General features: G+C 60.7%; 8 protein-coding genes. All 8 read right to left on the bottom strand.

Going from position 1 to position 9,489, the window contains the following annotated elements; translation table 11 throughout:
• Positions 1-548, bottom strand: a 548-nt coding sequence (locus UB23_RS08565) for a response regulator (RefSeq protein ID WP_045058910.1), incomplete at its 3' end; no start/stop codon positions are given.
• Between the two features lie 50 nt (positions 549-598).
• On the bottom strand, positions 599-2,836 hold the full coding sequence (locus UB23_RS08560) for a chemotaxis protein CheA (RefSeq protein ID WP_045058909.1): 2,238 nt from the start codon (positions 2,834-2,836) through the stop codon (positions 599-601).
• A gap of 21 nt (positions 2,837-2,857) precedes the next feature.
• Entirely contained in the window at positions 2,858-3,646 is a 789-nt protein-coding gene (locus tag UB23_RS08555) for a protein phosphatase CheZ (RefSeq protein ID WP_045058908.1), read from the bottom strand.
• Positions 3,647-3,668: 22 nt separating this feature from the next.
• Positions 3,669-4,040, bottom strand: coding sequence for a chemotaxis response regulator CheY (locus UB23_RS08550; RefSeq protein WP_003183998.1), 372 nt, complete (start codon positions 4,038-4,040; stop codon positions 3,669-3,671).
• 164 nt (positions 4,041-4,204) lie between these two features.
• Entirely contained in the window at positions 4,205-4,945 is a 741-nt protein-coding gene (gene fliA, locus UB23_RS08545; protein ID WP_045058907.1) for an RNA polymerase sigma factor FliA, read from the bottom strand.
• The gene (fleN, locus tag UB23_RS08540) at positions 4,942-5,772 is read right to left on the bottom strand and encodes a flagellar synthesis regulator FleN (RefSeq protein ID WP_045058906.1); all 831 of its coding nucleotides are present in this window, start codon (positions 5,770-5,772) and stop codon (positions 4,942-4,944) included. Before fleN ends, fliA begins: the two co-directional genes overlap by 4 nt.
• 116 nt (positions 5,773-5,888) lie before the next feature.
• Positions 5,889-7,214: a flagellar biosynthesis protein FlhF gene (gene flhF / locus UB23_RS08535; RefSeq protein WP_045058905.1), complete on the bottom strand. Its 1,326-nt coding sequence runs from the start codon at positions 7,212-7,214 to the stop codon at positions 5,889-5,891.
• Positions 7,215-7,225: 11 nt separating this feature from the next.
• Complete coding sequence (gene flhA / locus UB23_RS08530) at positions 7,226-9,355, bottom strand: flagellar biosynthesis protein FlhA (RefSeq protein ID WP_045058904.1); 2,130 nt, start codon at positions 9,353-9,355, stop codon at positions 7,226-7,228.
• Positions 9,356-9,489 lie beyond the last annotated feature (134 nt).

The following is a 9,489-nucleotide window of genomic DNA, read 5'->3' as shown; positions in this document are numbered from 1 at the left end:
AGATGTGTATAAGAGACAGAGGCAATCGGTGCCGGTGCCGGACGCGCAGGCGCACTGCTGCTGTAACTGCCAACGCTCGACGGCGCGGGCGCAGGTGCGGCTATGGGCGCGGCAACGGGGGCCGGCGCACTGTAGGCACCGGCGCGCCGATTACTGCGCGAGAGGGTATGGATCTTCTCGCACAGCAGTTGCTTGACCTTGTCCGGGTTGCGCGAGATGTCTTCGAAATTCTTCGGCAGGAAATCCACCGCACCAGCGTCCAGCGCATCCAGGGTGACCCGGGCGCCTTCGTGCGTCAGCGAGGAGAACATCAATACCGGGGTCGGGCAGCGTTGCATGATGTGCCGCACCGCCGTGATGCCGTCCATCATGGGCATCTCGTAGTCCATGGTGATCACATCCGGCTTGAGGGCCAACGCCTGGTCGATCGCCTCTTTGCCGTTGGTCGCGGTACCGACGACCTGGATGTTCGGATCCGCCGAAAGAATTTCCGAGACGCGGCGACGGAAAAAACCCGAATCGTCCACCACCAGGACCTTGACTGCCATAAACACTCCGTTAGATGGAGCGAAGGCGCGATCGCCCTGCTCCACCAGAATCAAATACGCCGGGTGGCGTAACGCTTGAGCATGCTCGGAACATCGAGAATCAGCGCAATACGGCCATCACCGGTGATGGTGGCGCCCGACATGCCCGGGGTTCCCTGGAGCATCTTGCCCAATGGCTTGATGACCACTTCTTCCTGGCCTACCAGTTGATCGACGACAAAGCCGATCCGCTGGGTGCCCACCGAAAGGATCACCACATGGCCTTCACGCTGCTCTTCATGAGCGGCGGAAGCGACCAGCCAGCGCTTGAGGTAGAACAGTGGCAACGCCTTGTCGCGCACGATCACCACTTCCTGGCCATCGACCACGTTGGTGCGCGACAGGTCGAGGTGGAAGATCTCGTTGACGTTCACCAGCGGGAACGCGAACGCCTGGTTGCCGAGCATGACCATCAGCGTCGGCATGATCGCCAGGGTCAACGGCACCTTGATGACGATCTTCGAGCCCTGGCCCTTGGCCGAGTAAATGTTGATCGAGCCGTTGAGCTGGGAGATCTTGGTTTTCACCACGTCCATGCCCACGCCACGCCCTGACACGTCGGAGATCTCGGTCTTGGTCGAGAAGCCCGGGGCAAAAATCAGGTTGTAGCACTCGGTGTCGCTCAGGCGATCGGCGGCGTCCTTGTCCATGACCCCGCGTTTGACCGCAATGGCGCGCAGGATGTTGGGGTCCATGCCTTTGCCGTCATCGGAAATCGACAACAGGATGTGGTCGCCTTCCTGCTCGGCCGCAAGAATGACCTTGCCACCACGGGACTTGCCCGCGGCTTCGCGCTCTTCCGGCGACTCGATACCGTGGTCGACGGCGTTGCGTACCAAGTGGACCAGCGGGTCGGCGAGGGCCTCGACGAGGTTCTTGTCGAGGTCGGTTTCTTCGCCGACCAGTTCCAGGTTGATCTCTTTCTTGAGCTGGCGAGCCAGGTCGCGAACCAGGCGCGGGAAACGCCCGAAGACCTTCTTGATTGGCTGCATGCGGGTCTTCATCACCGCGGTTTGCAGGTCCGCCGTGACCACGTCGAGGTTGGACACGGCCTTGGACATTGCCTCGTCGGCGCTGTTGGCACCCAGGCGCACCAGGCGGTTACGCACCAGCACCAGTTCGCCGACCATGTTCATGATTTCGTCGAGGCGTGCGGTATCGACCCGCACGGTAGTCTCGGCTTCGCTGGCCGGCTTTTCCGCCGGCGGCGTGGCCGGTGCGCGAGCCGGGGCAGGCTTGGCGGCTTCGGCTTTTGGCTCAGGGGCTTTCGCCACCGGCTTGGGCGCTGCGGCCTTGGCTACCGGCGCGGCAACAGCAGCACTGGCAGCGACCGTAGCCGTGCCGACTTCGGAGAACTTGCCTTTACCGTGCAATTCGTCGAGCAGCGCTTCGAATTCGTGATCGGAGATCAGGTCGCTGCCCACTGCGGCGGCGACTGGTGCTGCCGCGACGGGCGCCGACGCAATCGCCGACTCCAGCGCTTCGACGGCGAAGTTACCCTTGCCATGGAGCTGATCGAGCAGTGCTTCGAATTCTTCGTCGGTGATGTCCGAGCTGTCGCCTGCGGCCTTTGGTGCAGCCGGTGCGGCAGGTGCCGCCGGGGCAACCACGGCGTCGATGGCGAACTGGCCTTTACCGTGCAACTGATCGAGCAACGACTCGAACTCGTCGTCGGTGATTTCGTCGCTGGCTGCAGCCGTGGTGCTGACGGGTGCTGGTGCGGCAGGCGCCGCCTCGGCCTGGGCCTTGACGGCGTTCAACGAGTCCAGCAGTTGCTCGAATTCGTTGTCGGTGATGTCACCCGATGTGCTTTCTGCCACCGGCGCCACTTCGGCAACCGGTGCGGCTTCGTCGGCCGATTGCGGCTCGGCCAGACGGGCCAGGGCTGCCAGCAACTCAGGCGTGGCCGCCGTGATCGGGCTGCGCTCGCGGACTTCGGTGAACATGCCGTTCACCGCGTCCAGTGCTTCGAGAACCACGTCCATCAGTTCCGAGTCGACGCGACGCTCACCCTTGCGCAGGATGTCGAACACGTTCTCGGCGATGTGACAGCACTCCACCAGCTCGTTGAGCTGGAGGAAGCCGGCGCCCCCTTTTACAGTGTGAAAACCGCGAAAAATTGCATTGAGCAAATCCGCATCATCCGGTCGGCTTTCCAGCTCGACCAGTTGTTCGGACAGTTGCTCTAGAATCTCGCCGGCCTCAACCAGGAAATCCTGAAGGATCTCTTCATCGGCGCCGAAGCTCATTAATGGGGTGCTCCTACAGGTCTAAAATCCAAGGCTGGATAGCAAATCGTCCACATCGTCCTGACCGGACATAACGTCTTCTCTTTTATCGGCATGAATCTGCGGACCTTCACCCTGAGAGAGATGTTTTTGTGGATCTTTTTCCGCGTGCATCGCTTGACGGTCATGTTCGATGCCCGCAAAGCGGTCCACCTGACTGGCCATCAGCACGAGCTTGAGCAGATTGCTTTCAACTTCGGTGACCAATTGAGTCACGCGCTTGATCACCTGGCCGGTGAGGTCCTGGTAATCCTGAGCGAGCAGAATGTCGTTGAGGTTGCCCGCCACCACGCGATTGTCTTCGCTGCTGCGTGTCAGGAAACCGTCGACCCGCCGGGCCAGCTCGCGGAACTCTTCGGCCCCGACTTCGCGGCGCATAAACCGTCCCCAGTCCGTGCTCAAGGCCTCGGCTTCCTGGCTCAGGCTGTTAACCAGCGGCGTGGCGTTTTCCACCAGGTCCATGGTGCGGTTGGCGGCGGCTTCGGTGAGCTTGACCACGTACCCCAGGCGCTCGGTGGCGTCGGTGATCTGAGAGACCTCCTCGGCTTGCGGCATATTCGGATCAATCTGGAAATTGACGATCGCGCTATGCAACTCGCGGGTGAGCTTGCCCACCTCCTGGTACAGGCCGCGGTCACGGGTCTGGTTGAGCTCATGGATCAGTTGCACGGCGTCGCCGAACTTGCCTTTTTCAAGGCTCTCGACCAATTCGACGGCGTGTTTTTTCAGGGTCGATTCGAAATCGCCCTGTGAAATTTCTTTTTGCTCCATAGCTCCCCCGTGGCGCAGTGACTCAGCCTATGCGTTCGAAAATCTTTTCGATTTTTTCTTTCAACGCCTGGGCCGTGAAGGGCTTGACCACATAGCCGTTAACACCGGCCTGGGCTGCTTCAATGATTTGCTCGCGCTTGGCTTCGGCGGTCACCATCAGCACTGGCAGGTGCTTGAGCTTTTCGTCGGCACGCACGTGGCGCAGCAGATCGATGCCGGTCATGCCGGGCATGTTCCAGTCCGTTACCAGAAAGTCGATGCTACCGCTGTTGAGGACCGGAATGGCCGTAGTGCCGTCATCCGCCTCGACCGTGTTGGTGAACCCAAGGTCACGCAACAGGTTTTTTATGATCCGCCGCATCGTTGAGAAGTCATCAACGATGAGGATTTTCATGTTCTTGTCCAATTCGACCTCCAAGCAGTCTTAAACGCGCCCAGCACCTGGACACGCCATTTCATTCAATCCGGCAAAACACTCGATGACTGTCTGGAGCACAACAGATCGCGACCGGCGCGTTTAACACCCGCCAGCCCGTTCGCAGTGTCCCCACACTGCCTTCAGCGCGCTCGCCACTCCCCCAAACGCCCCCGCAAACGGGCCGCGCACTGGCTGTGTAACTGGCTGACCCGAGATTCGCTGACACCCAGGACCTCACCGATTTCCTTGAGGTTCAGCTCTTCGTCGTAGTACAGCGCCAACACCAGTCGCTCACGCTCCGGCAAATTGGCAATCGCGTCCGCCAGCGCGGCCTGGAAGCGTTCATCTTCCAGGTCACGCGACGGCTCCGTATGAGCACTTGCGCCATCCTCGTGCAGCCCTTCGTGTTCGCCGTCCTGCAACAGGTCGTCGAAACTGAAGAGGCGGCTGCCCAGGGTGTCGTTCAAAATCCCGTAATAATCGTCAAGACTCAATTGGAGTTCGGCCGCAACTTCGTGATCTTTAGCGTCGCGACCTGTTTTAGCTTCAATCGAGCGAATTGCGTCGCTGACCATTCGGGTATTGCGGTGGACCGAACGTGGCGCCCAGTCCCCCTTGCGCACTTCATCGAGCATCGCGCCGCGGATTCGAATGCCCGCGTACGTCTCGAAACTCGCGCCTTTGCTGGCGTCGTATTTGGTGGATACTTCAAGCAGGCCGATCATCCCGGCCTGGATCAGGTCTTCGACCTGGACACTGGCCGGCAAACGCGCCAACAGGTGGTAGGCAATCCGTTTTACCAGTGGCGCGTAACGCTCGATCAGCTCGCACTGCGCATCGCGGGCCGATATCTTGTAGAGGTTATAGCCACTGGCGGTCATAGCACCGGCCCTGCCGTTTGTTGTACGAGGCGCTCAACGAAAAATTCCAGGTGCCCGCGCGGGTTCGCCGGCAGCGGCCAGGTATCGACCTTCTGCGCGATCGCCTTGAACGCCAGCGAACATTTGGAACGCGGAAACGCTTCGTAAACCGCACGCTGTTTTTGCACGGCCTTGCGCACGCTTTCGTCGTATGGCACCGCGCCGACATATTGCAGGGCGACGTCGAGGAAGCGGTCCGTGACCTTGGTCAACTTGGCGAACAGGTTGCGCCCTTCCTGCGGGCTCTGGGCCATATTGGCCAGGACGCGGAAGCGGTTCATGCCGTAGTCGCGGTTGAGCAACTTGATCAACGCATAGGCGTCAGTGATCGAGGTCGGCTCGTCGCACACCACCAGCAGGACTTCCTGGGCGGCGCGCACAAAGCTGACCACCGAATCACCAATGCCCGCAGCCGTGTCGATCACCAGCACATCGAGGTTATCGCCGATGTCGCTGAAGGCCTGGATCAGGCCGGCGTGTTGAGCCGGTGTCAGGTGCACCATGCTCTGGGTGCCGGACGCGGCCGGCACGATACGAATGCCGCCCGGGCCTTGCAACAGAACGTCGCGCAGCTCACAGCGGCCTTCGATCACGTCGGCCAGGGTACGTTTGGGTGTCAGCCCCAAAAGGACGTCGACGTTCGCCAGCCCAAGGTCGGCGTCCAGAAGCATGACGCGCCGTCCGAGCTCAGCCAAAGCCAGCGACAAGTTCACTGACACGTTAGTTTTGCCGACGCCACCTTTGCCGCCGGTCACCGCGATCACCTGTACGGGATGCATGCTGCCCATGTTATTTCTTTACCTTGTCTTGCATAGACGGAGGCCACATTACTGGCTGCGCGTTCATCATCTGAACAATGCATGGCAGACCATCGATGTAGGTACAAAAACGATTCATTAATACCTCAGCCAACCTGCTTGGTGGGACTGTGGTAAATATCAGCGAACATGTCAGCCATGGCTTCTTCGCTGGGTTCTTCCTGCATTTGCACGCTGACTGCGCGACTGACCAATTGATGACGCCGCGGCAGATGCAAGTCATCCGGGATCCGTGGCCCATCGGTCAGGTAGGCCACCGGCAGTTCATGACTGATGGCCAGGCTCAACACATCGCCCAGACTGGCCGTTTCATCCAGTTTAGTCAGGATGCAGCCGGCGAGCCCGCAGCGCTTGTAACTGTGATAAGCGGCGGTTAGAACCTGTTTCTGGCTGGTGGTTGCGAGGACCAGGTAATTTTTTGACTTGATGCCACGTCCGGCCAGGCTTTCGAGCTGCATGCGCAGTGCCGGATCGCTGGCCTGCAGGCCGGCGGTATCGATCAACACCACACGCTTGCGCAACAAAGGCTCCAGCGCCTGCACCAGCGACTGCCCCGGGTCGACATGAGTCACCGGCACATTGAGGATGCGGCCCAGGGTCTTGAGCTGTTCCTGGGCGCCGATCCGGTAGCTGTCCATGCTCACCAGCGCAATGTTCTGCGCGCCGTACTTGAGCACGTAGCGGGCAGCGAGTTTGGCCAGGGTGGTGGTCTTGCCCATGCCGGCAGGGCCGACCATGGCAATCACGCCACCCTCTTCCAGGGGTTCGATTTCCGGTGTGGCGATCATCCGCGCCAAGTGCGCCAGCAGCATGCGCCAGGCCTGGCGAGGCTCGTCAATGTCGCCGATCATTGCCAGCAGATCCCGCGACAGCGGACCGGACAGGCCAATGCGTTGCAGCCGGCGCCACAGGTTGGCCTGGGCCGGGCGGCTGCCTTGCAGCTGATTCCACGCCAGGGAGCCCAACTGCACTTCCATCAGTTCGCGCAGGCTATTGAGTTCAAAGCGCATCGAGTCAAATGCACGCGGATCGACACCGCCAGTGGCAGCGGGCGCCGGCGCCGGGCGTGCAGGCTCGGTGTAGGTGGGTTCGACCAGCGGTTCGGCGGCAGTCAGGGGCAAGCCGGCGAACAGCTGGCGATTGGTGGCCTTGTCGCTCTCGCCTTCGCTGCGCAGGCTCAGTTCGGCCTGGGCGGTGACGATCCGCGACTGGGTCTTGCGCAATTCGTCCTCGAGTTCCATGTTCGGAACCCGCGGTGCCAGCGCCGACAGCTTGTAATCGAGGGCAGCCGTCAGCTCCACGCCGCCGGCGATTCGGCGGTTGCCGATGATCGCGGCATCGGCGCCCAGCTCGTCACGAACCAGTTTCATGGCCTGACGCATATCGGCGGCGAAAAAACGCTTAACTTGCATAAACCACTACCTCAGCCGTTGGGCCCTACTGTCGCAACGATGGTCACTTGCTTGTTGTCAGGGATTTCCTGATACGCCAACACGTGCAAACCCGGGACTGCCAGCCGACCGAACCGCGAGAGCATCGCGCGAACCGGACCGGCCACCAGCAGAATCACCGGTTGACCTTGCATTTCCTGACGCTGCGCGGCATCGATCAACGAACGCTGCAGCTTCTCAGCCATGCTTGGCTCCAGCAGGACGCCCTCTTCCGAGCCCTGTCCTGCCTTCTGCAGACTATTGAGCAATATCTGTTCCAACCTTGGCTCCAGCGTGATAACTGGCAGCTCGGAGTCAGTACCTACAATGCTTTGGACGATTGCGCGGGATACGCCGACCCGCACGGCAGCTACCAGCGCGGCGGTATCTTGACTCTTGGCCGCGTTGTTCGCGATGGCCTCGGCGATGCTGCGAATGTCCCGAACCGGCACCTGTTCGGCGAGCAAAGCCTGCAGCACCTTGAGCAATTGCGACAGCGACACCACGCCCGGCACCAGCTCTTCTGCCAGCTTGGGCGAGCTTTTGGCCAGCAATTGCATGAGTTGCTGCACTTCTTCGTGCCCGATCAGCTCGCTGGAGTGCTTGTACAGAATCTGGTTCAAGTGAGTGGCCACTACTGTACTGGCATCGACCACAGTGTATCCCAGCGACTGCGCCTGGGCACGTTGGCTGACTTCAATCCAGACCGCCTCCAGACCAAAAGCCGGATCTTTGGCGGTGATGCCGTTGAGCGTGCCGTAGACCTGCCCCGGGTTGATCGCCAGTTCGCGGTCCGGGTAAATCTCCGCCTCGGCCAGGATCACGCCCATCAGGGTCAGGCGATAGGCACTCGGCGCCAGGTCGAGGTTGTCACGAATGTGCACAGTGGGCATCAGGAAACCCAGGTCCTGGGACAGCTTCTTGCGCACGCCCTTGATCCGCGCGAGCAACTGCCCACCCTGATTGCGGTCGACCAGCGGAATCAGGCGATAGCCCACTTCCAGGCCAATCATGTCGATCGGCGTCACGTCGTCCCAGCCAAGTTCCTTGGTTTCCTGGGCGCGGGCCGGCGATGGCAGCAGTTCCTGCTGGCGCTTGACGTCTTCCAGGGCTTGCACCTTGACGCCGTTCTGCTTCTTCCAGAACAGGTACGCACCACCTGCCGCCAGCGCCGCCATGCTCAGGAAGGAAAAGTGCGGCATGCCGGGCACCAGACCCATCACCGCCATCAAGCCGGCGGCCACGGCCAGAGCCTTGGGCGAGGCGAACATCTGGCGACTGATCTGTTTGCCCATGTCTTCCGAACCGGAAGCACGGGTCACCATGATTGCCGCTGCGGTGGACAACAGCAGTGATGGCAATTGCGCCACCAAACCGTCACCGATGGTCAGCAGCGCGTACACCTTACCGGCGTCGGCAAACGTCATGCCGTGCTGGAAGATACCCACCGCAATGCCGCCGATCAGGTTGATAAACAGAATCAACAGGCCGGCAATGGCGTCACCGCGCACAAACTTGCTGGCACCGTCCATAGAACCGTAGAACTCGGCTTCCTGGGCCACTTCCGAACGGCGCGCCTTGGCCTGGTTCTGGTCGATCAAACCGGCATTGAGGTCGGCGTCGATCGCCATCTGCTTGCCGGGCATCGCATCGAGGGTGAAACGTGCGCTCACCTCGGAAATCCGTCCGGCACCCTTGGTCACCACGACGAAGTTGATGATCATCAGGATCGCGAACACCACGATACCGACCACGTAGTTGCCGCCGATCACCACCTCACCGAAGGCCTGGATCACCTTGCCCGCAGCGGCGTGACCGTCCTGGCCGTGCAGCATCACCACGCGTGTGGAGGCCACGTTCAACGCCAGCCGTAGCAGCGTCGCCACCAGCAGGATGGTGGGGAATACCGCAAAATCCAGCGGCCGCAACGCGTAGACGCACACCAGCAGGACCACGATGGACAACGCAATGTTGAACGTGAAGAACACGTCCAGCAGGAACGGCGGCATCGGCAACATCATCATCGCCAGCATGACCAGCAGCAACAACGGCACGCCCAGATTGCCCCGACTTAAGTCGGCAACGTTTGTGCGAGCACTGTTGAATAACTGAGAGCGATCCACCGATTTTCCTCGTTCCTGTAAAGCAAACTTTTGACGCCAGAAGCAGGCGCAAAGCCGCTATTGCAAGAAACCCTCCAACTTTTGCGGAGTGTTGAAACAGAGGGGTTTATTCAGGGATTGTGGTGTTGCCTGGG

Source organism: Pseudomonas sp. ES3-33, assembly GCF_000952175.1.
Taxonomy (GTDB): Bacteria; Pseudomonadota; Gammaproteobacteria; order Pseudomonadales; family Pseudomonadaceae; genus Aquipseudomonas; species Aquipseudomonas gregormendelii.
The sequence above is the reverse complement of the archived record's forward strand: the minus strand, read 5'-3'. Positions and strand labels throughout refer to the sequence as shown.